Source organism: Panacibacter ginsenosidivorans, from assembly GCF_007971225.1.
GTDB classification, from domain to species: domain Bacteria; phylum Bacteroidota; class Bacteroidia; order Chitinophagales; family Chitinophagaceae; genus Panacibacter; species Panacibacter ginsenosidivorans.
This window is the reverse complement of the sequence record NZ_CP042435.1, coordinates 1,418,558-1,440,696: the sequence shown is the minus strand read 5'-3', so window position 1 is coordinate 1,440,696 and position 22,139 is coordinate 1,418,558. Positions and strand designations below refer to the sequence as shown.

The following is a 22,139-nucleotide window of genomic DNA, read 5'->3' as shown; positions in this document are numbered from 1 at the left end:
TTTATATTCATTCCTCAAAATATTTTAGTATGCTCAAACGATCATTGCCATTCTTCTTTATTGGTTTATTCATTTTTGTTATTGCACACGCACAGCAAAAAGTAATTCAATTATACAACGGAGCTGCGCCGGGTTCAGAAAGCTGGACATGGAATGAAGCAGAGAATGATAGCAATATCTGGCAAACAAAAGTGGTATATAATGTTTCACATCCTACCCTTACAGTGTTTGCACCAGATTCAATGCAATCAACAGGTACAGCGGTTATTATTTGTCCTGGCGGCGGGTTTCATGCACTTTCTATTAACAGCGAAGGTTATGATGTGGCAAAGTGGCTTGTAAAAAAAGGCGTTACCTGTTTTGTTCTTAAATACAGATTAATACATTGTCTTACCAACGATCCTGCAGCAGAGTTCATGAGCAAGGTAGGCAAGCCTGAACTTGAAACAGAAATGAAAGCAGATATACCACTTGCAGTAGCAGATGGCAGGAATGCAATTGCTTATGTACGCAGTCATGCTGCAGAATTTGGGATAGATAAAAATAAAATAGGCATCATTGGTTTTTCGGCAGGCGGCACTGTTACCGCATCAACTGCATTTGGATACACTGCAGAAAACAAGCCTGATTTTATTGCGCCTATCTATCCTTTTTTTCCACCCGAAATGGTTAATAATATACCGGCAGATGCACCACCGATGTTTATTACAGTAGCAACAGATGATGGCTTTCAACTAACACCACACAGTATTAATCTTTACCAGCAATGGTTAGCATCAAAACATTCTGCCGAGCTTCATATTTATTCAACAGGCAATCATGGTTTTGGTTTGCGTGTGCAGCATCTGCCGAGTGATACATGGATCGATCGTTTTGGCGATTGGCTTAGATTGAATGGTTATTTGAAAATGTTGCATCAGCCAGACTGGATGAAAAAATTTACAGACTGGCAGCTTGATGACATGCAAAAAGAAAATGAAAAACGCTTTCATAATGACTGGCAAAATCTTGGTCGCTACAGAGATGCAAATACAGCGCTTGCATCAACTACTTCAACCAAGCCGCGTGTTGTATTCATGGGCAATTCTATAACTGATGGCTGGATCAACGCAGACTCATCATTCTTTGCTGGTAAAAATTATATTGATAGAGGAATCAGCGGGCAAACAACGCCACAAATGCTGATCCGCTTCCGTCCTGACGTTATTGACCTGAAACCCGCTGTGGTAGTGATTCTTGCAGGTATTAATGATATTGCACAAAACACAGGACCAATGACCCTCGAAGAAACATTCGGCAACATTGTCTCCATGGTTGAGTTGGCCAAAGCAAATAAAATTCATCCTGTTATTTCATCTGTTTTGCCTGCATTTGATTTTCCATGGCATCCCGGTATGGAGCCTGCACCAAAAGTTGTAAAGCTAAATGCCATGCTGAAGGAGTATGCTGCAAAAAATAATGTGGTATATCTCGATTATTTCAGTGCAATGAAAGATGAACGCAATGGTTTGCCAGCGAATTTGTCTGGTGACGGTGTACATCCAAATCTTGCAGGTTATAAAATAATGGAGCCGCTTGCAGAGAAAGCAATTGCTGAAGCAATGAAGCAGAAATAATTTTTGTTACAATCTTTAGTGGTTGTGGCATCATCTGTTGCGTCGCACACTTGTACACTTTGTTATATGTTCAGCAAAGAACAAAATACTGAAGCGTTTGACGCAACCATGTTTAATAGTAACGGTACGGGTCAGTAAAAAAATCAATTATAAAAAGAATAATGAAAAAATATTTTGTTTCAATAATATTTTTATCAGCAGTAACACTGCAGGCAACTGCACAGGAAAACCTTGACATTGTGAAAACCAATGCAGGTTTTGTGTCTGGCACAGCGAATGCTGACAATAGTATTCATATATTTAAGGGAATACCATTTGCGACTCCGCCAGTTGGTGCGTTAAGATGGAAAGCACCGCAACCTGTTGCAGCATGGGAAGGTGTAAAAAAATGTGATGCTTTTTCTGCAAGCCCCATGCAGAATAAACCAACACCATTCATGATGTACACGCCGGAGTTTTTGATTCCGGAGCAACCGATAAGCGAAGATTGCTTGTATCTGAATGTATGGACAGCTGCAAAATCTTCAAAAGACAAAAGACCTGTTATTGTTTGGATTTATGGTGGTGGTTTTACATCAGGTGGCAGTGCGTGTGCTATTTATGATGGAGAAAATTTAGCAAAGAAAGGAGTGGTATTTGTATCCATTAATTATCGTGTGGGTGTGTTTGGTTTTTTGGCGCATCCTGAATTAACAAAAGAATCTAATGGCAAAGCATCTGGCAATTTTGCATTCCTTGATCAGATCGCAGCGTTGCAATGGGTGAAAAAAAATATTGCTGCGTTTGGTGGAGATCCAGAAAGGGTAACTATTGCAGGGCAATCAGCAGGATCATTCAGCGTAAATGCATTGACGGCTTCGCCTGTTGCAAAAGGATTGTTTCAACGTGCGATAGGAGAGAGCGGTGCCATGTTCAACAGCGATGGAAGAGCATTGACATTGCATACGGCAGAAGAAAACGGTAATAAATTCATGCAGGCTGTTAAAGCAAGTTCAATTGCTGATATGAGAAAGATGAGCGCAGAAGATCTGCAAAAAGCCTCCGCTTCGTTTTCTGCAGGCCCGGTAATAGACGGTTATGTTTTACCAACTAGTGTTTACAATATTTTTGACGCATCAAAACAAAATGATGTGCCGCTGCTTACAGGCTGGAATGGTGATGAGGGTTTTGCTTTTGGTAAAGACCCATCACCCGATGAATATAAAGCAAATGCCGGAAAACAGTATGGTGATTTGTCTGCAGAATTTTTAAAAGTATTTCCTGGCAACACACCTGCAGAAATAAAAAAATCAGCATTCAATTTAGGGCGTGATAATCTTTTTGCATGGCAGGCATATACATGGGCGCGCATGCAAAGCAGCAAAGGGAAAAACAAAGTGTATTTGTATCAATTCAATCATGTATCACCGGGTGAAGAAAAGTGGGGTGCATTTCATACTTCTGAAGTACCCTATGCATTACATACTTTACATACATGGAATTTGCAATGGACAGATGCCGATAAACAGCTGGAAGATATTATCTCTTCTTACTGGGTAAATTTTGCAACGACCGGGAATCCAAACGGAGCGGGGCTTCCGCGATGGGATTCGTTTGATGCAGGTAAAGATGCCATAATGGTTTTAGATGCAGATGAACAAAAGATAAAACCTATTTCCGTAAAAGCAGAGTTTGATTTTATTGATAAATACCAGCAAAAGTTGCGAAACACTAAATAAAAAATTATGTTTTTTAAAAGCAACAGTCACACTGTTGCTTTTTTCTTTTGCACCAGGTATAGACCTGCAATTACAAAAGCTACACCAATAAATGTATAAGTGCTTATAGGTTCTTTCATTAATATTGCTGCAATAACAAACCCAAAAGCCGGGCAGAGAAATAACCAGAAGGATGCTTTTACAGGATTATTTCTTAATAAATAAAGCCACAATTGAACAGCACCAATAGATACAGGAATTGCTAACCATAATACACAACTAATCCACTTGAGATCATAAGTGTTTTTAGTTTTGTCATAGAAAATAAAAAGAAATGGTAATAAAAAAAGGCCACCCAATAAAGTTTGCCATCCATTGATGGTAAGTATATGCAGGTCGTTCCATTTTTTTTGAGAAAAATATAAAGCACCGACAGAATAAGACAGCATACTGATAGAAAGAATAATAAGTCCCGTTGGCGTAGCGTAACTGTTTTCCAATAAAGGGTAAGCGGCAATTACAATACCTGCAGTGCAAAGCAGTAAACTGAAAATGGTATTTCCTTTAACTGGTTGCTTAAGCCAGATAGAAGTTATAATGCTTATCAGTACAGGGTTTGTGCCTACAGATAAAGAGCCTAACCCGGCTGAAACATTTTGCATGGCAATTACATAGCAACCAAGGTAAATGCTGATGTTGAGTAAACCGTACATGGCAAGTTGATTCCATTCTTTTTGTTTTGGTAAACGTTTTTTCAACAGCACATGCGTAATAAATAACATAATAGCACCACCAATAAAAAATCGGGTTACGGCAATTACAAAAGGTTGTGCGGATTCCAATCCAATTTTTGTAGCAGCAGAAGCTGATGACCATAGAATAGCAAAACATAATCCTGTTATAGTAAGTTTAACGCCGGTTGCTTTCAATGAAAATTTGTTATTTGAAAATGATTTTAAAAGAGTCATAAAGAAAATGATTTTTATTTTTTGGGGCAGCTATTTTTTATGAGCCGGGCTTTAGAACTGCTTGTAAACATCGTTGCGTCGCACACTTGTACTGTAAATCTTTTTTTGCGCGGGTATAATAAATATAGATTATCAGCTATTCTTAATGTCAAGTAGTAATAATTCTACATAAGATAGATATGCTATTCTATTTTGCATGGGTCACTTTAGCTGTTATTTTGTGTTATCAAAGTGAGTAAGTATAAGTGAGGTAAGCAAAACTTTAAAATAAATTTGGTGTTTTTCATAGGTTAGCAACGGCCGGTTCTGTCTAGATCTGGCTTTTTTATTTTTACATACAGACAATTCTACAAACAGGCAGTAATAAAAAAGCACCTTACTTTTCAGTAAGGTGCTTTTTTAGTTGCCAGGCAGATCAATTTGTTTAGGACGCCATGCAAAACTTATGTACAAGTGTGCGACGCAAGGAACGACGCCACAAGACCTAAAGCCTGGCTCAAAAACTATTTACTAATTATTAGCATATTGCTCCAGTTTGTTTGTGCTCCAATAACATTTACTATATAAGTACCATTTTTCAAGTTCAAAGTTGAAATGGTTATAACCTCATTCTTGGTAAAAGTTTCAAACGATTTTTGATAGACCTTTTTGCCATCCATGCCTGAAATAATTACTGAGAACTTTCCTGCAATGGCATTACCCAATTGCAACGTAACAGTACCAGACGAAACAGGATTTGGATAAAGCGCAAATTGTTTTTGTAATGGTGTGCTATTTAATTGACTATTATCTGTTGCGAACAGGCTGCTGGAAGGCCCTGAACCCGGCAATTTAAATACTGCAAAACCTCTGCGGAAATTGCCTCCTACGGTTGTGAAATTGCCTCCTGTTAATAATTCATGCCGGGCAATAAAATTATCCCAGACATAATAATTTAAGTTAGGATCAAAAGCTAAAGTTGCTGTACCGGCTGCACCTCTAACGGCACCTAAATGGTTACGCGTAACTCCATTTAATGTGTAAAGGTATCCACCTGGATAAACCGTATCTGTTGCAGAAGCAAGACCATAGATATAGCTGTTTGCTACCGGATTCCACCCGGTCAAATTGCCTGCTGATAAAGTATAAGCTGCAAGATAACTGCGGGTAGTTGTGCCACCTTTTACAGAAGTAAACTGGCCCCCTACATATAAATTATTATTGCTTATTGATAGCGCATTTACATTACTGTTAATATCAGGGTTAAATGTAAGTAATGTACCGGTTGTGGTATTTACAGATGCCAAATGATTTCTTATAGTACCGCCATTGAGGGTTGTAAAATTTCCTCCTACATAAATTGTGGCGCTGTTTATTGCTATGCTGTTTACAGTGTTGTTGGCATCAGGATTCCAAGTCCGCAAAGTGCCTGCACCCGCAGTTGTATACGAAGCGAGGTTATTACGGGTAGTACCTTTAGCTGTATTAAATGTACCTCCTACATACAGAAAGTTTGAAGAATCAAAAGCGATTGCACTTACAGTACCCTGGCCACCGTTCGATTGTATCACCGGATCAAAAGAAGTGGCGGCACCTGTACTGGCACTTACAGAGCCAAGACTTGTTCTGGTAACAGTGGCAAGCTGACTAAAATTACCTCCAACATAAATATTCGAACCATTTCCATTTAAAGCATATACATATCCATTTGCTCCGGGATTCCACGTTGTATTCACAAGGCCTGTTGCGGAATCAATTTTGGCAAGATATTGCCGGCTTGCGCCTTTGCAGAAACTAAAATCACCTCCAACTAATAAATTAGTTCCATTCAAACCAATAGCTCGCACAATATAATCTGGTCCGGGATCCCAGGTTTGCAGTGCTGCCGTACTTGCAGAAACAGCCGCCGCATTATTTCTTACCTGGCCACGGGCATGATCAAAATAGCCACCGAGATAAACATTATTTGAATCAGCAGTAACCGAATTCAGGTCAGCATATACTCCATATCCAGCTCTGGTTAATTGCGGATCCCATGCTAGTAAGCTACCCGTTAAACCAAATGCCGCGGCTCCCGGATGAGGCGTCCCCGCTACATTATCAAATTGCCCTACTAAAAATATGCGGTTATAATTTACTGCAACATCAAAGACATAGGAATCTGGCGATGGATTCCAGGGAAGTATAACCCCGGTAGAATTTCTAATTATACCGACATAATTTCTGCCTGTAAAATTGCTGAATCTAAAATCACCTCCGTAAACAATAGTAGTTCCCTGTACATTTATCGCATAAACAATATTATCTGCAAAAGGATTTGTGGGTAAAATGGTGCCGGCTCCGGTAATAATTTTTGCTTCAGCAAAATCATTTCTTAAAACAGAACCTGCTTTATCAAAATCTCCACCTACATAAACTGTAGTATCATTAGCAAATAAGCTCCATACAGAGACATTGCTCGATCCCCCCTTCGTAAGGTTAAGATTAGTGCCCAATAAGGCGCCTGTTAAACCGAATGCTGCAAATCCGTTTCTTGCCGAGCCATTAACTGTATGGAATGCGCCACCAATGATAATTTTATTTTTATTGTAAGTAATATCATAAACTGCATTGTCCAAAACAGGATTCCATCCAAGCAAAGCTTTTGTAGCGTATTTAATTACTGATGCATAAGTATGAGAGGTTTCCTGGAAGCCTGAAAAGCTACCACCAATAAATACATTTTTATTAGCAGTATCAATATTTATTGCATTTACAACATAGTTTGCCGAAGGGTTCCATGTCTGTAATGCACTGGTTGATGTATTGGAAGCCGCAATATATTTTCGATCTGTACCATTAACAGTCGTAAATGTTCCACCATAATATAAGTTTGTTCCAGACTTACCTATAGTATAAACATAGCTGTTTGGATTCGGATTAAAGGCATTAATTGCGCCATTTGAGATAGTAATTCCACCAAGATAATTGCGTGAAGTGATCGATCCTGACTGCGAGGTAAGCTGGGTAAAATAACCTCCTACATAACAGGTTGTGCCCTCTGCATATAAAGCCAAAACATAGCTGTTTGCGGTAGCCCAGTTTGAAGCAGCCCCATTCGTATTATTTAATTTAGCTAAATAATTTCTTGCTACTCCTCCGATAGTGGTAAAACTTCCGCCTGCAAGGATATTTGTTCCTGAAATAGCAAGCTTTTCCACCGAACCACCACCACCGGTTGCATTAGGATTCCATGTTGCATTAAGGTTTCCGCTTAAATCAAATTTTGCCAAAAGATTGCGGGTAGTTGAACCATTGACAAGTGTAAATATTCCACCTGCATATATACTTGTACCATCCGTTACCAGCGAATATGTATAACTATTCAAAGAACTGTTCCATGTTTTGTTACTACCAGGATTAGCGGTACTTAATGCTGAAATGTATGGCCGGGAGACTGCATTTGTAGTACTAAACAAACCGCCTATATATAGTGTGGTACCTGACAGAACCATTGTACGTACCTGGTTGTTTACCGCAGGAGCCCACCCCGTTAACACCTGGAAAGATGAATTCAATTTTGCAACATAGGCCTGGTTTACACCACCAATAGTAGTAAATGATCCTCCTACATAATAATTACCTGCGCCATCCGGAACTACAGAATAAATTAACCCATTAGTAGCAGGGAAATTTGGATCCTGAGTTATTGATGTTGTGGTCATTTTGGCTGAATAAGGCGAATAATAACCAGAATATGTATAGGCACCTCCTGTTAAAATAGAATCACCTCTCACTGCAACTTTATTTACATAATTATTATATCCTGGTAATCCTCCAATCGGAGTACCGTCTGTTTTTGAAAGTGCTGCTACGTGGTAAGCATTTTTACCTTTCATAACAGTAAAATATCCACCAGCTATCACTGCCTCCGTCCCTTTCACTGCCAGTGTATATACGTAAGAATTGGCATTCCCATCCCATCCAGTTACTACGGCACCAGTTGTGGTACTTACAGCAGCAATATAATTTCTTGTTGTACCATTAACCGTGGTAAAATAACCGCCCAGGTAAAGCCTTGTTCCATCTTTAACCATTGCAAATACATAAGAATTGCAAGACGCCGTAAAGCTTGCATCTACTGTTTTATCAGATTTAATATGCGCCACATAATTTTTACTGACACCTCCGATTTGTGTAAACTGACCTCCAACATACCAGCCACCAGTGCCATCAGAAATAATACAACTTATGCGTCCGTTTGCATTGGGCATGGTTTGACTTGAACTGCTGCTACCTTCTGTTATAGTGGAAAGATAATCTGTTTTCAACCCCAATCGTGAAAAGTCTCCTGCAACAAAAACAGAATCACCCCGTTTTGTTATCTTATTTACTATATAATCGGCGCTTAAGGATCCACTTATGAAATTACCGTTGGTAGTATTTACTTTGGCGAGGTAAGGTCTGGATAAATTAGTAGCGTTGATAGTTGTAAAATATCCACCCAGCCAGATTGTTGTATCTGTTCCAAATGATGCCGAAATAGTATTAACTGTAGAATTTGGTGCAGGATTCCATGCATTCAGCAGTGCGCCTGTAGTAGAATTTAACGCGGCCGCATATAATCGGGCCGTTCCGTTTACTGTTGTAAAGCTACCGCCAATGTATAACCTGCCGCCAACTTTTAATATAGCCCGTACAACATTGTTACAGTTGCCATTGAAATTGGCATCAACAGAGTTGTCTGATTTGATATGGACGAGGTAAGATTTCGATATGCCACCAACAACTGTAAAGTAGCCTCCGGCATACCATCCGCCATTTCCATCAGGTATAATTGTATATACCTGGCCATTAAATTGTGGAAAATCCATATTGGGGTAGTCATTGTTTGATTTGGTCAACGCCCCATATCCGGTATTTAAGCCTACATAGTTAAAAGTGCCACCCAGGTAATAACTGCTGCCATTTTTGTATACGGCATACACATCGCCATTAGTAGAACTCATGTTTTTTACAAGTGTTTGTGCCAGAGTCTGATTAGCTATTGTTGTGATCGTGACAAGCAATAGAAAGTAGAATTTTGTTTTCATTTTAGTTAATTGTGGTGTACAGTAAAAAAATAGGGTAACTCTCTTGGGGGTGGATAAACTTTCTCAAACTTAATAATAAGTTTTGAGAAGAAGAAGAAATTGTTAGATGGTTATTTTAATTTAATGAACAGCACTTTTTTTTAAGGAAGCATAAACAGGTAATATTAATTCTTTATGATCAAACTGCAATCTATTAACATGAATGTTATGTATGGTTATCTCATTCCTTTTTTCTGAAAGATGAGCTGTTTAAAAGTACAGCAGGTTAAAAACGTCTGCTTTAAATAGAAAATAAGTCCTATTACTTAATAATTGCGATAATTAAAATCACCTGTTATTTAAAATCTTCTTTTATAGTCATTTAATTTTATGTATCCGGCTATAACTTGAAATTGAGCTTCTGTTGCGTCGCACACTTGTACTTTTTGTTAGAAAAGCAGCAGTAATAATGTATTGCATGCATCTTGTGGCATGTAATTTTTAGGTTAAATTAATGGGGAAATAACACGATCTATGAATGCATTACATAAACCTAATGCATTGTCAGAGCTAAATAGTTGTTGCATGTCATTTAAAGAAAGATACCGGGATATGGTATCATTTTTTTCAACTAATTCCTTCAAATGTATTTTTTGATCGACTGCTTCTTTGCAAAGTGTTTCCATTAATGTATGCGCATCTGATTTGCCGATATGTTCTGCCAAAGCAAGTGAGATATTTTCTGCGTAGATCAATCCATTGGTTAGTTCAATATTGCTGCACATTTTTGCTGTATCTACTTCCAGGCCATTTGTAATAATACATGCCTGGTGAACAGTTCCTGCAGTGAGTTGTACTATATCGGTCAGTGTTTCCCATTCTGCATGCCAGTTGCCTGTTGCTCTTTCATGATCCTGTACCATGCAGGAGAGCATGGTGGCAACCAAGTTAGGTATGCGTTGAGTATTGGCAAGTATTGCAATACTGCCAACAGGGTTTCTTTTATGTGGCATGGTTGAAGACCCACCTTTACCGGGAACAGATGGTTCAAATACTTCCGCTATTTCTGTTTGCATCAGTAAACTAATATCTTTTGCTATTTTACCGATATTGCCGCTGAGTATGCCAAGTGTTGTAGCTGTTTCGGTAAAACGGTCACGTTGTGTATGCCAGGGAATTGCGGGTATGTTGAGTCGCAGTAATGCACTCATTGTTTCTGCAACCTGTAATCCTTTATCCTGCATACCTGATAAAGTGCCTACTGCACCACCAAGTTGCAAAGGCAACTGTTCTGCTAATAATTTTACAACTCTTTGTTTCGATCGTAATAAACCATCCAGCCAGCACGATACTTTAAACCCAAAAGTAATAGGCCTTGCATGCTGCATAAAAGAACGGCCAATCATAATAGTGTTGCGATGCACTTCAATCAATGATACAAGCTGATTGATGAGTTGTTGCAGATCTTTTTCAATAATCTTTAAAGCATCACGTAATTGCAAAGTAATGGCTGTATCAATCACATCCTGGCTGGTTGCGCCAAGGTGAACATACTTGGCAGCTTCTGTATCTTTTGTTTTAACTGCATGTGTAAGTTGTTTAATCAATGGGATGGCAGCATTACCGCCTGCTGCAACTTCTGAGATTAAAGTTTCAATATTAATATTTGATACAGTACAATTCTCTTCAATAATTTGTGCTGCTGTTGGTGGAATTAAATTATGTTTTGCCTGTGCATTCGCCAATTCGGCTTCAAACTGCAGCATGTATCGTATGAACGACTCTGTTGTAAATATTTCATTTACTTGTTTATTATAGAAGAGATTTTCGTACAGTCGTTGCATGTGTTGTTGTGATATTAATATTGATAGCTTCTTATTGCCGCACAAAGATATAAGTGTACAAGAGTGCGACGCAAGTAAAGCATAATTAATAAACTTTAGTGGGGTTTATAAAACTATACTTTTAAATTCTCTTCGAATTTAGCAGTTGTTTTTGCTCTTACTTCTTCTAATGTTGCACCGGGCATTAATTCAATCAATGTTAACTGACCATTATTATAATTGAATACAGCGAGTTCTGTAATGATGAGATCAACAACATTGAACGCTGTTAACGGCAATGTGCATGACGGAACAATCTTTGCAGAACCATCATTATTCGCATGCGTCATAACGATAATTAATTTCTTTGCACATGCAGCAAGGTCCATTGCTCCGCCTACGCCCAGCAAGGGTTTGCCGGGAACGGCCCAGTTGGCGAGATTGGCTTTTTCATCCACCTGCAAACCTCCCATGATGGCAACATCCACATGACCTCCACGGATCATTGCAAAAGAATCAGCGCTGTCAAAGTAACTGCTGCCGGGCAATGCAGTCACCGGGATCTTTCCTGCATTTACCGGGTAATCCATTGCGCCGCCACCATCTTCAGGCGAAGGTCCCACACCAAGCATTCCATTCTCTGTATGTAAAATGATTCCATCTTCGGGCTTTATAAAATCTGCTACCAGCGTTGGGATACCAATACCAAGATTTACCACTTCATTTTTTTTTAATTCGGCAAATGCACGTGCCGCCATATTATTTCTTGCAGCATCCGTTTTCTTCGAAGTGCCTACCGATGCAGAAATACCAAGCTCTTCAACTGTTACATGTGCCTGCACCAGGTAATCAACATAACATCCGGGTGTGTGTACATGCTCTGGCTCAATGCTGCCGACAGGAACAATTTCTTCTGCTTCTGCAATAACAAGATCTGCTGCCGTTGCCATGGCACGATTGAAATTTTGTTCCGTCATCCGGTATGTTAGATTGCCCGCTGTATCTGCTTTCCATGCACGTATGAATGCAACATTTGCCCTGATACCTTTTATAAAAACCTGTTCAACACCATCAATCATTTTTGTTTCTCTGTCTTTCGCGATCAATGTGCCTGCAGATGTTGGTGTATAGAATCCGCCAATGCCTGCGCCGCCTGCACGAATGGCTTCGGCCAGCGTGCCTTGCGGTAATAATTCATATTCTATTGTTCCGTTTTGTGCCGCTTTTACTGCATCTGGATTACTCGTAAAAAATGAGCCGATCATTTTTTTTAGTTGCCCGTTCAATAATAATCTGCCACCACCAAGATTTGGTTCACCAGTGTTATTGGCGATGAATGTTAAGTCTTTTGTTTTTGTTTCGGCCAGTGCATGCAATAAATGAATGGGGTTGCCCGTCATGCCAAAGCCGCCGCCAAAAATCGTGTCTCCCTCTTTCACTAATGCTGCAGCTTCTGCTACTGATATCTGCGGTACTTGTTTCATAAGCCCCTAGCCCCTGAAGGGGAATTTTGCCCTAAATCCCTAAAGGGACTTAAGAAGTTTAGAAATATTATTTTGATAACTCCATCCATATGATACTGATTATTTTTTGTACTAAGCTTTTGTACTGCTATTAAACTTTTGTTGTGTCACTCACTTGTACTGCAACAATATTATTCAACTCTCCAAACCTGTATAATTACGTTGTGTGGATTTCTGATTCCTTTTGCTATAAATATTGATTTCATCAGCCAGTCATACTTGCCAACAGATGTTTCAAATACAGGAATCGTTCTGAAATAATATGCATTTGGATCTACCTGTTCGCCGTTAGATAATTTTTTTAACACTTCTTCTGATGCAACCCTGATGCCGGTGTTAGAAATATAAATGAGTACACTGTCGTCTGTTTGTAAGGTGTAACGGGCATCAATATTTGCTACTCCATCTTTTTTGATAAGCTGCCAATCTGCACCGCCGGGTAAAATAATACCGTTCATCTTTGGTCCTTTGAACGTGCCACCCATCAGTGGAATTACTCTTCTTGTTCCGTGACCTGTTTCACCCACTTGTTGCGGCTTATCTACATTTACTGTTAGTTCACATACAAATTCAAGTTGAGGAGTATTCATGTTTTGCATTGTATTTTTGGTACTATCGGTTTGTGAAAAGAGTAATGTTGGAAAACAACATAATCCAAGAATGCAGATAATGATACTTGTTATTTTTTTCATTTTGTTCCAAGCATTTTGTTCCAGCATAAAATTGAATAAAATACGCTTCGATAAAAGTTCCATATTTATTCAACAGATGAACGTAATGCGACGCAACGAAGATGCCAAGCATGCATTTGTTGGTAACAACATTGCTTACACCTTCTTTTCAAACCCTGCAATTTTTTTATATTGATTGGCTACTTCCTGCAATTCTTCTTTAGAGATCACATCATCAAGGTTTTCAAAACCGTTTGGTGCTCTTTGTTCCATGATCTCCATAATTTTATCTGGGCCGTTTTCTCTATTGCTTAATACAATTTTTGAAGTAGGTTCTAACCTTATCCTTTCATATTCCACCAATGCCTTTTGTATATCATTATTTGCAATCAAATTTTCAGTTAAAGCTTTTGCATCAAGAATGGCCTGCGATGCGCCATTGGAACCAATGGGATACATGGGATGTGCAGCATCACCAAGCAAAGTAATTCTTCCGAAAGTCCACCGTGGCAAAGGATCGCGGTCGATCATGGGGAATTCAAATACATCACCTGCGGCTTCGATTAAGGCGGGTATATCAAGCCAGTCGAATTTCCATGAACGAAATGCGGGAAGAAAAACTTCTTTGTTTACTTTCTTGTTCCAGTCGCGTTTTGGCGGCGTTGTATTGTTTTCATTTTTTATTTCTGCGATCCAATTGATAGTGGAAGATGTTGCATCCTCACGAATAGGATAAGCCACAAACTTTTGCATGGTATTACCGATCATTACCATTGAGCTGTTCAAAAAATTCGGTGTTGTTTCTGTAACAGCACGCCAGAGTGTAATGCCGGTAAACTTGGGCTCGCCTTCATTTGGATAAAAATATTTTCTTACTACGGAATGGATACCATCTGCACCGATCAATGCATCGCCGGTTTCTTCATGAATAAATTCATTAAATGAATGATCGATAAAACCGGCAATAATTTTATCATCTTCTTCCTTGAACGATTGCAGGTGATGATTGGTGAAAATATTTTCTTTACCAATTACTGCTTTTGCTTCTTCAAAAAGTAGTTGTTGAAATTTCCCGCGGTGAATAGAAAACTGCGGCACTTTATAACCTGCGTATAGACCACGTGGTTCTTCCCAGTATTTCTGGCCAAACTTATTATAGTAAAGCAATGCCTTAGATGATACAGCAATTTGCGCAAGCTTTGGAACGAGGCCTAATTCATTTAACACTGTAACGGAATGTGGTAAAAGATTTATGCCTACACCAAGTGGTTTTACTTCTTTTACCGATTCAAATACTTTTACTTCAAAGCCTGCTTTGCGTAAAAGCAACGCTGCTGTCAGACCTCCAATACCACCGCCTGCTATAATTATTTTCATTGTTTAACTATACTTCGAAAAATACGGTTTCTTTTTCACCCTGCATGTGCATATCAAAATGATATGTGATGCTGCCATTTATTTCTTTCCGTTCTGCGATCAATGTTTGCCTTCTTGATGCCTCTACACTACTTAATAAAGGATCACAATAATTTGCTTCATCTGAAAAATACATTCTTGTGTATAATGCATGCAACGAACCACGCATAAATAAGATGACATTGATATGTGGTGATTGCCCGTTTACAGAACCTGGCTTTATTGTTTTAAAAGTGAAATGATGTTTTTCATTTGTTCCTGTTCCTAATCTTCCAAAGCCGGTGAAACCATCGTTCTTTTTATTAATGGGCAATGCACGATAATTACCGTCTGCATCGGCTTGCCAAAGTTCTATCATGGCATCAGAAATTGCATTTCCTTTTCCATCATAAATGGAGCCTGTTATGTAAATACGTTCGCCCTCTGTATTGTCATCAAGCAATAACTCATTAACAATACTATTGTACTCGTAGCTGTATTGCTCTGCAGTTAAACTGTAAGCAAAGAATGGCCCCACTGTTTGGGAAGGTGTTTGTTGTAGTCTTTCCATTATTCAAAAGGTGTTTGACTTTTCCCATTTAATACAATATTGAATTCATAAGCCAATGCAAATTCAGGGTCTGTCCAGTCCATCCTGAATTTTGCAATCAGCAATCCTCTTGCATGTTTAGGTACCGATTGAAAAATAGGATCAAACTCAAACAATGGATCACCCGGAAAATACATTTGTGTTACCAGCCTGTGCCCTATCTGGTGACCAATTACAGAGAAGTGGATATGATTGGGTCTCCACGCATTAAAATGGTTGCCCCATGGATAAGCACCAGGCTTGATGGTGTAAAACGAATAACTTCCTTCAGCATCGGTAAGCATGCGACCAGCACCCAAAAAATTTGGATCAAGTGGTGCGTCGTGTATCTCTGCTTTGTGTATATAACGGCCAGCAGAATTGGCTTGCCATATCTCTACCAATACATTGTGCAAAGGCCTGCCATATTCATCCATTACTTTACCCGAAACTTTAATACGCTCACCAATTGGTTCTCCATTCTTACGGGCATTTTTTGTTAAGTCATTATCAAATTTTCCAATCATCGATTCTCCAAATGCAGGGAGGCTAAGATCTTTCAAATATTCCTTTACGATCATCAATGGCTTTGTAGGACTGCGAAGAATCGTTGATTTATACTCCGGGTATAAATGCGGTGGTTGAACATTGTAATCTATCTGGTCCATTGTAATTTTATTTTGGTCCCCAACTTCTGTACTACTATTTACCTATTGTTGCGTCGCACTCTTGTGCTGCGACAACTTTATTGATCTTTTTCTTCTGCAAAAATCTTCTTTGCAATTTTAATAGCGCCATTAGCAACAGGTACACCTGCATACACTGCCGTATGAAGCAACACTTCTTTCACATCATCTTGTGTGGCACCTGTATTTTTTGTTGCACGAATATGCATTGCCAATTCCTCATCATGACCCAATGCTGCAAGCAGTGCAATTGTAATCAAACTTCTTTCTCTTTTTGTTAAACCGGGTCTGCTCCATACAGCCCCCCATGCATTGTTGGTAATGTATTCCTGGAAGTCTTTGTCAAAATCTGTTTTGTTTGCTTCTGCTTTGTCAACATGCGCATCCCCTAAAACAGAACGGCGTGTTTGCATGCCTTTATTATACAATTCATCATTCATAAATGCTATTTAATAAAATCAATAATCAGTTTGCTTAATACCGACGGATTATCAATACATGGAATATGTCCCGAACCTTTAATTATTTTATATGCAGCACCTTCAATTAGATCTGCAAGATATTTTACTTCTTCCGGTGTGGTTGATTTATCTTCAGAACCAACAATACATAAAGTTGGAGTCTTAATTTGCTTTGCTATCGCAGTAAGATCCGCATCTCTTATTGCTTCGCAGGCTTGTATGTAACCCAATGCAGGTGTTCGTTCCAGCATATTTTGATATCCTGTAACTTTTACAGCTTGTGTTCTGTGAAAATCAGCAGAGAACCATCTTTGGATTACACCTTCACTTATTGATTCTAACCCTTGTTCTTTCACCTGATGTATCCTGGTATTCCAAATATCTTCGTTTCCAATCTTATATCTTGTATCGCAAAGTATAAGTTTTTCTATTTGTGTTGGAAAGCGGCTTGCTAAAATCTGTGCTATCATACCACCTACTGATAAACCAACAATAATAAATTTATTGATGTGTAAGTAATTTAAAAGCGCGGCCGCATCATCAGCAAAATCATTTAATCCTGTAGTATTCGTAAAAACATCACTCAAACCATGACCACGCTTATCAAACAAAATAATATTTCCATATTCTTTCAATGATTCCACAACCTCATCCCATATTCGAAAATCTGTACCGAGTGAATTGACGAACAGAAAAGTGCTGGTTTCATTTGCAGTTGAAATGATATGTTTATAGTGAATTGTATGTCCGTTAATACTTACGAATTGCATGTTTGTATTTTTTTGCTTCATAGTAAAACAGGCGATGAACGCAATGCGACGCAACGAAGTTTAACCGGAGTTACTGTAGCTGGTATCATTATTAAATTTCCTTTAGTCCTACATAATTCTCTGCAATAGTTGTTGCCTGTGCTTTTGATAAACCTATATAATTAAATCTTGATTTTTGTAAATGATATTCAAACGAGCCATGCGTTGCCTGTTTGTGAAAAAGGTACGTCATAAAATTGGAAAAATCCTGTGCACGCCATATTCTTCTTAAACAATCCTGCGAATAAGTTTGCAGCAGGTCATCTTTTTTATTCTTATACAAGTTGGTGAGTGCCGCAGAAAGAAAACGGATATCTGCTACGGCAAGATTCAAGCCCTTGCCACCTGTTGGCGGAACAATATGTGCAGCATCGCCAGCTAAAAATAATTTTCCATGCTGCATATTATCGATCATAAAGCTTCGCATGGGTGTCATGGCTTTTTCAAAAATTTCACCGCGGTTTAATTTAAAGCTTTTATTATCACTTAAACGAATTTCCAACTCATCCCAAATATTTTCATCGGTCCAGTTTTCCACTTTATCATTGTTATCAACTTGTATATATAAACGACTCACTTTTTCACTGCGCAAACTATGTAACGCAAACCCGCGTTCATGATAAGCATAAATCAATTCATCGCTTGATGGCGCTGCATGTGCAAGAATGCCCAACCAACTAAATGGATATTCTTTTTGAAATTCGTTGTAAGCGCCTTTTGGCATTGACTTTCGGCTGATGCCATGATAACCATCACAACCGGCAATGAAATCACATTCCAGAATATGGTCTTCATTATTTTGTGTATAATGAACTTTTGGAGTAGCAGTATCTATGCCTTCAATTTTTGTTGCTGCTGCTTCAAAGTGAACGGGCACACCGCGTTCAAGATTTAGTTTGATGAGATCTTTCACTACTTCCTGCTGCCCATAAATCGTAATACATCTGCCGCCTGTTAATTCATTAAATGGCACTCTTATTCTTTCACCATCAAAACTCAAATACACACCGTGATGTTGCAGGCCTTCTTTGTTTAATCTTTCTGCGGCACCTAATTCATTAAAAAGATCAACGGTATTTTGTTCAAGCAAACCTGCACGTACTCTCGATTCTACATAATCACGGCTGCGGTATTCCAGTATTACACAATCAACGCCTGCTCTTTGTAATAATAACGCAAGTGTTAGACCTGCAGGTCCTGCACCGATGATACCTATTTGTGTTTTTAAAACCATATTATTTACTTTATGTACCCAACTGCTACACTGCTATTAGACTTTTCTTGCGTCGCACTCTTGTACTTTCTTTTCTTTAGTCAGCACTGTCAGGTCACCATTAATAACCCCAGACAGTATCTGCAATTTTTACTACCAGTTCAAGTTTCCTCCATTGATCATCCATGGTAATATTGTTGCCGTGAGAGGTACTGGAGAAGCCACATTGCGGGCTAAGCCCCATATTTTCAACTGGCATATAGTGTGCAGCTTCTTCAATTCTTTTTATTACATCGTCCATCTTTTCCAGCTGAGGAATTTTTGATGAGATCAATCCAAGTACTACTACTTTATTTTTTGGTACAAAACGAAGTGGTGCAAAATCACCACTGCGCTCATCATCATATTCTAAAAAATAGGCATCCACATTAAGATCATTGAACAATACTTCTGCAACTGGTTCGTAGCCACCTTCTGCAAACCAGGTGCTTCGATAATTGCCACGGCAGAGATGTATAGCTACAGTCAAATCATTGGGGCGATCATTAATAACTGAATTGATCAATGCTGCATATGTCTTGGGCAATTCATTGGGATCATCACCACGTTGCTTTGCTTCTGCCCTCATCTTGATATCACATAAATATGCAAGGTTGGTATCATCCAATTGTATATAACGGCAGCCGGCGTCGTATAATGCTTTTATTTCATCACGGTAGCATTGTGAGAGATCAGCGAAAAACTCGTCCATATCGGGATAGGCATTGATATCAATTGCTTTTCTTCCGCCGCGAAAATGCACCATGGTTGGTGAGGGAATAGAAACCTTTGGCGTCTGTGTTACTACTGATTTCAAAAAATTGAAATCATCTACCTGTATATTTCTTACGTGTTTCAACTTACCGGTAACACTCAATTTTGGCGGCGTAAAATGATCTTCGGCAGTTTTAGCATGCGGGTTGGCAGCAATACCGCCAGTAACTTCTACTCCCGATAATTGTTGCAAAAAGTCGAGATGAAAATAGTCTCTCCTGAATTCTCCATCTGTTATGGATTTCATGCCAATGCTTTCTACTTTCCTTACTGTTTCAGCAATGGCTTTGTCTTCAATAGCACGCAGTGCTGAAGCACTCAATAAGCCTTGCTTCCAGCGAAGGCGGTTTTCTTTTACTTCAGGTGTTCTTAGTAAACTACCCACCTGGTCTGCCCGGAACGGAGGATTTAATTTTTTCATAATCTGAAATTACAAAATGATTTTACTGTTGAATATCCTATTATTTGAACAATCGGGTATTACCATTAAGCAAAAGCACCACCATCCACTGGCATAGCATGGCCTGTTATAAAAGATGATTCATTTGAACATAGCCACAATATCACATCTGCTACTTCTTCCGGCTGACCCATACGTTTCATTGCCTGGTAGTTTTTTGCTGCTTCCAACGCCTCGGGATTGAAGGCAAGTTTTCTTCTGCCATGCATGATCATTGGCGTTTCAATTGCTGTTGGACAAACTGCATTGATACGGATATTCTGTGTAGCATACTCCTTAGCTGCTGTTCTTGTTAAACCCACAACACCAAATTTAGAAGCTGCATACGGCGAATTAAATGGCTGCGCAATCAAACCCGCAGCAGAAGAAACATTTACAATGTTACCGCCACCATTTTGCAACATTTGTTTTACTTGCTCTTTCACGCAATAGTAAGTGCCAATGAGATTTATGTTGATCATGTTTACCCAATCATCTTCGGGATATTCATGTACAGCTAAAGTATGTTTCCCTGCAATACCTGCACAATTCACAGCACAATCTAATTGCCCAAATCTTTTTACTGCGAGTGCAACCATTTTCTTTACCTCACTATGCTGTGCAATATTTACTTTTATAAAAATCGCTTTGCCCTTATCTTTTTTTATTTTACCTGCTGTTTCTTTTGCTGCATCTTCATTTATATCTGCTGCAATAATGATTGCTCCTTCTTTTGCAAATGCAACCGAGGTTGCTGCACCAATACCGGAACCAGCGCCTGTAACAAGACAAACTTTATTTTCAAATCTTTTCATTCAGTATAGTGTTTTACTTGTTCAATATTGTTATGTTGTACAAGTGTGCGACGCAACAGAAGCTTAATAGTAGCAATGCTGTTTGGTTCATAAAAAAATCAATGCTCCATGTATTCCTGCAAAGCTGTTCCATTTAACTCAAAAGGTTTTGCTTCTGTCAATACAAATACGATCCTGCAAATTGTTTCTGCACTTGGATTACGCCATTTATGTATGGTACCGCGTTGCACAATAATATCTCCCGCTGCTAATGTTTTAAAAATATTATTATCTAATTCCAGTTCAATAGTGCCGCTGATAATAATTCCATAATCAATACTATTTGTACGATGCATTGGAGAAGAAGCACCGGGCAACATATCTACAATGCGAATAACTGAGCCGCCTTTTAAAGTTGTGCCTGCATCTCTTTCGCGTCCATCTGTTTCATCATTCAAATCTGCAGGAACTGTTGCCGTTGTCCAGATAGTTGTCATGGCTGCGTCGCCGGAAGGAATAGCAACAGTTTCGAATGTATTATCAGATACAAAAACTGCATTGCCTTTTTTATCATGACCCGTTACAACTTGTCTTATCGGTGATTCCATTCTTTTATTTTAATTTCGGATTTCGGATATATGATTTCGGAATTTTAAAGTCGAATACAATTTCGCTGTTCGAATCTTTCCGAAATCATAAATCTAAAATGGCTACAGCTCTTGTCCAGCCTGCACTTGCCTTTTCTATTTTACAAGGGAAGCAAGCCACTTTAAAACCAAATGGAGGCAACTGATCCAGGTTGGCTAATTTTTCAATCTGGCAATATTCTTTTTCAATGCCTACATAATGCGCCTGCCAGATAATACCGGGACGTGGATTGTTGCGAAAATCTGCAGCTTGTATATGCAGTGGAATATCCCATCCCCAACCATCTGTACCCATCACTTTAATACCCTGGTCAATTAACCAATGCGTTGCTTTTGCCGAAGCACCCACATGTATTTTTACAAAATCATCATCATGAATTCGTTTGTCTGCATCGCAGCGGATCAACACAATATCAAGTGGCTTAAGCGTATAATTTATCGCTGCTAATTTTTCTACCAAGTCTTCCGGCTCAAACATGTAGCCATCGGGCTTATCAGTAAAATCAAGCACTACACCATCCTGGAAAAACCAATCCAACGGCATTTCATCAATCGTTCTTGAAGCCTTACCTTCTGAAGTTGGAAAATAATGATATGGCGCATCCACATGCGTACCACAATGACTTGTAACAGACAAAAATTCACCTGCAGGACCATTGCCATCAATGAACACATCTGTCAATCCTTCAAATAGTTTACCACCCATCTTTTTTGCGCCTTCCTTGTGATCCTCATAAACAATTTTAGTAGGCAGTGGCTCTTTAATTTTCTCAGAAATGGTTACTGATAAGTCAATTATTTTCATTGCAATTATTTATGTAGTTATTATGTTCCCGGCTTTTATACAACTATTAAACTGCTGTTGCGTCGCACTCTTGTACTATATACCATTATGCAACAAGAAATTTCGGATTGATGATTTCGGATCTCGGTCGTTCATATTCCGAAATCTAAAATCCGAAATC

At 38.9% G+C, this 22,139-nt stretch carries 17 protein-coding genes; 2 read left to right on the top strand and 15 right to left on the bottom strand.

The features are described from left to right. Positions 1–29 precede the first annotated feature (29 nt). Positions 30–1,616: a GDSL-type esterase/lipase family protein gene (locus FRZ67_RS05950; RefSeq protein ID WP_147188666.1), complete on the top strand. Its 1,587-nt coding sequence runs from the start codon at positions 30–32 to the stop codon at positions 1,614–1,616. 161 nt (positions 1,617–1,777) lie between these two features. Next, on the top strand, positions 1,778–3,334 hold the full coding sequence (locus FRZ67_RS05945; RefSeq protein ID WP_147188665.1) for a carboxylesterase/lipase family protein: 1,557 nt from the start codon (positions 1,778–1,780) through the stop codon (positions 3,332–3,334). A 26-nt stretch (positions 3,335–3,360) separates the two neighbouring features. On the opposite strand, the gene FRZ67_RS05940 is transcribed toward FRZ67_RS05945, so the two are convergent. From FRZ67_RS05940 to FRZ67_RS05870, 15 genes are all read right to left on the bottom strand, one after another. Continuing rightward, positions 3,361–4,281 (bottom strand): DMT family transporter, encoded by a 921-nt coding sequence (locus FRZ67_RS05940; RefSeq protein WP_147188664.1) that lies wholly within the window; start codon positions 4,279–4,281, stop codon positions 3,361–3,363. 503 nt (positions 4,282–4,784) lie between these two features. Beyond that, positions 4,785–9,332: a T9SS type A sorting domain-containing protein gene (locus tag FRZ67_RS05935; RefSeq protein WP_147188663.1), complete on the bottom strand. Its 4,548-nt coding sequence runs from the start codon at positions 9,330–9,332 to the stop codon at positions 4,785–4,787. Positions 9,333–9,817: 485 nt separating this feature from the next. Beyond that, positions 9,818–11,155 (bottom strand): 3-carboxy-cis,cis-muconate cycloisomerase, encoded by a 1,338-nt coding sequence (gene pcaB, locus FRZ67_RS05930; RefSeq protein WP_147188662.1) that lies wholly within the window; start codon positions 11,153–11,155, stop codon positions 9,818–9,820. A 113-nt stretch (positions 11,156–11,268) separates the two neighbouring features. Then, the gene (locus FRZ67_RS23860; protein ID WP_147188661.1) at positions 11,269–12,618 is read right to left on the bottom strand and encodes a 3-oxoacid CoA-transferase; all 1,350 of its coding nucleotides are present in this window, start codon (positions 12,616–12,618) and stop codon (positions 11,269–11,271) included. A gap of 170 nt (positions 12,619–12,788) precedes the next feature. After that, positions 12,789–13,349, bottom strand: coding sequence for a DUF3237 domain-containing protein (locus tag FRZ67_RS05920; protein WP_147188660.1), 561 nt, complete (start codon positions 13,347–13,349; stop codon positions 12,789–12,791). A gap of 135 nt (positions 13,350–13,484) precedes the next feature. Beyond that, positions 13,485–14,705, bottom strand: coding sequence for a flavin-dependent oxidoreductase (locus FRZ67_RS05915; RefSeq protein WP_147188659.1), 1,221 nt, complete (start codon positions 14,703–14,705; stop codon positions 13,485–13,487). Positions 14,706–14,712: 7 nt separating this feature from the next. Further along, a complete protein-coding gene (gene pcaG, locus FRZ67_RS05910) occupies positions 14,713–15,294 on the bottom strand; it encodes a protocatechuate 3,4-dioxygenase subunit alpha (RefSeq protein ID WP_147188658.1) in 582 nt (193 codons plus the stop codon). Continuing rightward, positions 15,294–15,980: a protocatechuate 3,4-dioxygenase subunit beta gene (gene pcaH, locus FRZ67_RS05905; RefSeq protein WP_147188657.1), complete on the bottom strand. Its 687-nt coding sequence runs from the start codon at positions 15,978–15,980 to the stop codon at positions 15,294–15,296. The genes pcaG and pcaH overlap by 1 nt, the downstream gene beginning before the upstream one ends. A gap of 77 nt (positions 15,981–16,057) precedes the next feature. Beyond that, positions 16,058–16,438 carry a 4-carboxymuconolactone decarboxylase gene (pcaC, locus tag FRZ67_RS05900; protein WP_147188656.1) on the bottom strand — a complete coding sequence of 127 codons (381 nt, stop codon included), beginning with the start codon at positions 16,436–16,438 and terminating at the stop codon, positions 16,058–16,060. A 5-nt stretch (positions 16,439–16,443) separates the two neighbouring features. After that, complete coding sequence (gene pcaD, locus FRZ67_RS05895) at positions 16,444–17,229, bottom strand: 3-oxoadipate enol-lactonase (protein ID WP_147188655.1); 786 nt, start codon at positions 17,227–17,229, stop codon at positions 16,444–16,446. A 91-nt stretch (positions 17,230–17,320) separates the two neighbouring features. Next, positions 17,321–18,502, bottom strand: a complete 1,182-nt coding sequence (locus FRZ67_RS05890; protein ID WP_147188654.1) for a 4-hydroxybenzoate 3-monooxygenase — start codon at positions 18,500–18,502, stop codon at positions 17,321–17,323. Positions 18,503–18,602: 100 nt separating this feature from the next. After that, a complete protein-coding gene (locus FRZ67_RS05885; protein WP_147188653.1) occupies positions 18,603–19,715 on the bottom strand; it encodes a 5-methyltetrahydropteroyltriglutamate--homocysteine S-methyltransferase in 1,113 nt (370 codons plus the stop codon). A gap of 65 nt (positions 19,716–19,780) precedes the next feature. Beyond that, complete coding sequence (locus FRZ67_RS05880; protein WP_147188652.1) at positions 19,781–20,548, bottom strand: SDR family NAD(P)-dependent oxidoreductase; 768 nt, start codon at positions 20,546–20,548, stop codon at positions 19,781–19,783. A 98-nt stretch (positions 20,549–20,646) separates the two neighbouring features. After that, on the bottom strand, positions 20,647–21,135 hold the full coding sequence (locus FRZ67_RS05875) for a cupin domain-containing protein (RefSeq protein WP_147188651.1): 489 nt from the start codon (positions 21,133–21,135) through the stop codon (positions 20,647–20,649). Between the two features lie 85 nt (positions 21,136–21,220). Beyond that, positions 21,221–21,979 carry a cyclase family protein gene (locus FRZ67_RS05870; protein ID WP_147188650.1) on the bottom strand — a complete coding sequence of 253 codons (759 nt, stop codon included), beginning with the start codon at positions 21,977–21,979 and terminating at the stop codon, positions 21,221–21,223. Positions 21,980–22,139: the final 160 nt, after the last annotated feature.

What these genes read in the sequence shown, in the direction of transcription:
- FRZ67_RS05940 (WP_147188664.1), bottom strand. Translation starts at nt 4,281, where the DNA reads ATGACTCTTTTAAAATCATTTTCAAATAACAAATTTTCATTGAAAGCA.
- pcaC (WP_147188656.1), bottom strand. Translation starts at nt 16,438, where the DNA reads ATGAATGATGAATTGTATAATAAAGGCATGCAAACACGCCGTTCTGTT.
- FRZ67_RS05885 (WP_147188653.1), bottom strand. Translation starts at nt 19,715, where the DNA reads ATGAAAAAATTAAATCCTCCGTTCCGGGCAGACCAGGTGGGTAGTTTA.
- FRZ67_RS05890 (WP_147188654.1), bottom strand. Translation starts at nt 18,502, where the DNA reads ATGGTTTTAAAAACACAAATAGGTATCATCGGTGCAGGACCTGCAGGT.
- FRZ67_RS05870 (WP_147188650.1), bottom strand. Translation starts at nt 21,979, where the DNA reads ATGAAAATAATTGACTTATCAGTAACCATTTCTGAGAAAATTAAAGAG.
- FRZ67_RS05880 (WP_147188652.1), bottom strand. Translation starts at nt 20,548, where the DNA reads ATGAAAAGATTTGAAAATAAAGTTTGTCTTGTTACAGGCGCTGGTTCC.
- FRZ67_RS05920 (WP_147188660.1), bottom strand. Translation starts at nt 13,349, where the DNA reads ATGAAAAAAATAACAAGTATCATTATCTGCATTCTTGGATTATGTTGT.
- pcaB (WP_147188662.1), bottom strand. Translation starts at nt 11,155, where the DNA reads ATGCAACGACTGTACGAAAATCTCTTCTATAATAAACAAGTAAATGAA.
- FRZ67_RS05875 (WP_147188651.1), bottom strand. Translation starts at nt 21,135, where the DNA reads ATGGAATCACCGATAAGACAAGTTGTAACGGGTCATGATAAAAAAGGC.
- pcaD (WP_147188655.1), bottom strand. Translation starts at nt 17,229, where the DNA reads ATGCAATTCGTAAGTATTAACGGACATACAATTCACTATAAACATATC.
- FRZ67_RS05945 (WP_147188665.1), top strand. Translation starts at nt 1,778, where the DNA reads ATGAAAAAATATTTTGTTTCAATAATATTTTTATCAGCAGTAACACTG.
- FRZ67_RS05935 (WP_147188663.1), bottom strand. Translation starts at nt 9,332, where the DNA reads ATGAAAACAAAATTCTACTTTCTATTGCTTGTCACGATCACAACAATA.
- FRZ67_RS05950 (WP_147188666.1), top strand. Translation starts at nt 30, where the DNA reads ATGCTCAAACGATCATTGCCATTCTTCTTTATTGGTTTATTCATTTTT.
- pcaH (WP_147188657.1), bottom strand. Translation starts at nt 15,980, where the DNA reads ATGGACCAGATAGATTACAATGTTCAACCACCGCATTTATACCCGGAG.
- FRZ67_RS23860 (WP_147188661.1), bottom strand. Translation starts at nt 12,618, where the DNA reads ATGAAACAAGTACCGCAGATATCAGTAGCAGAAGCTGCAGCATTAGTG.
- FRZ67_RS05915 (WP_147188659.1), bottom strand. Translation starts at nt 14,705, where the DNA reads ATGAAAATAATTATAGCAGGCGGTGGTATTGGAGGTCTGACAGCAGCG.
- pcaG (WP_147188658.1), bottom strand. Translation starts at nt 15,294, where the DNA reads ATGGAAAGACTACAACAAACACCTTCCCAAACAGTGGGGCCATTCTTT.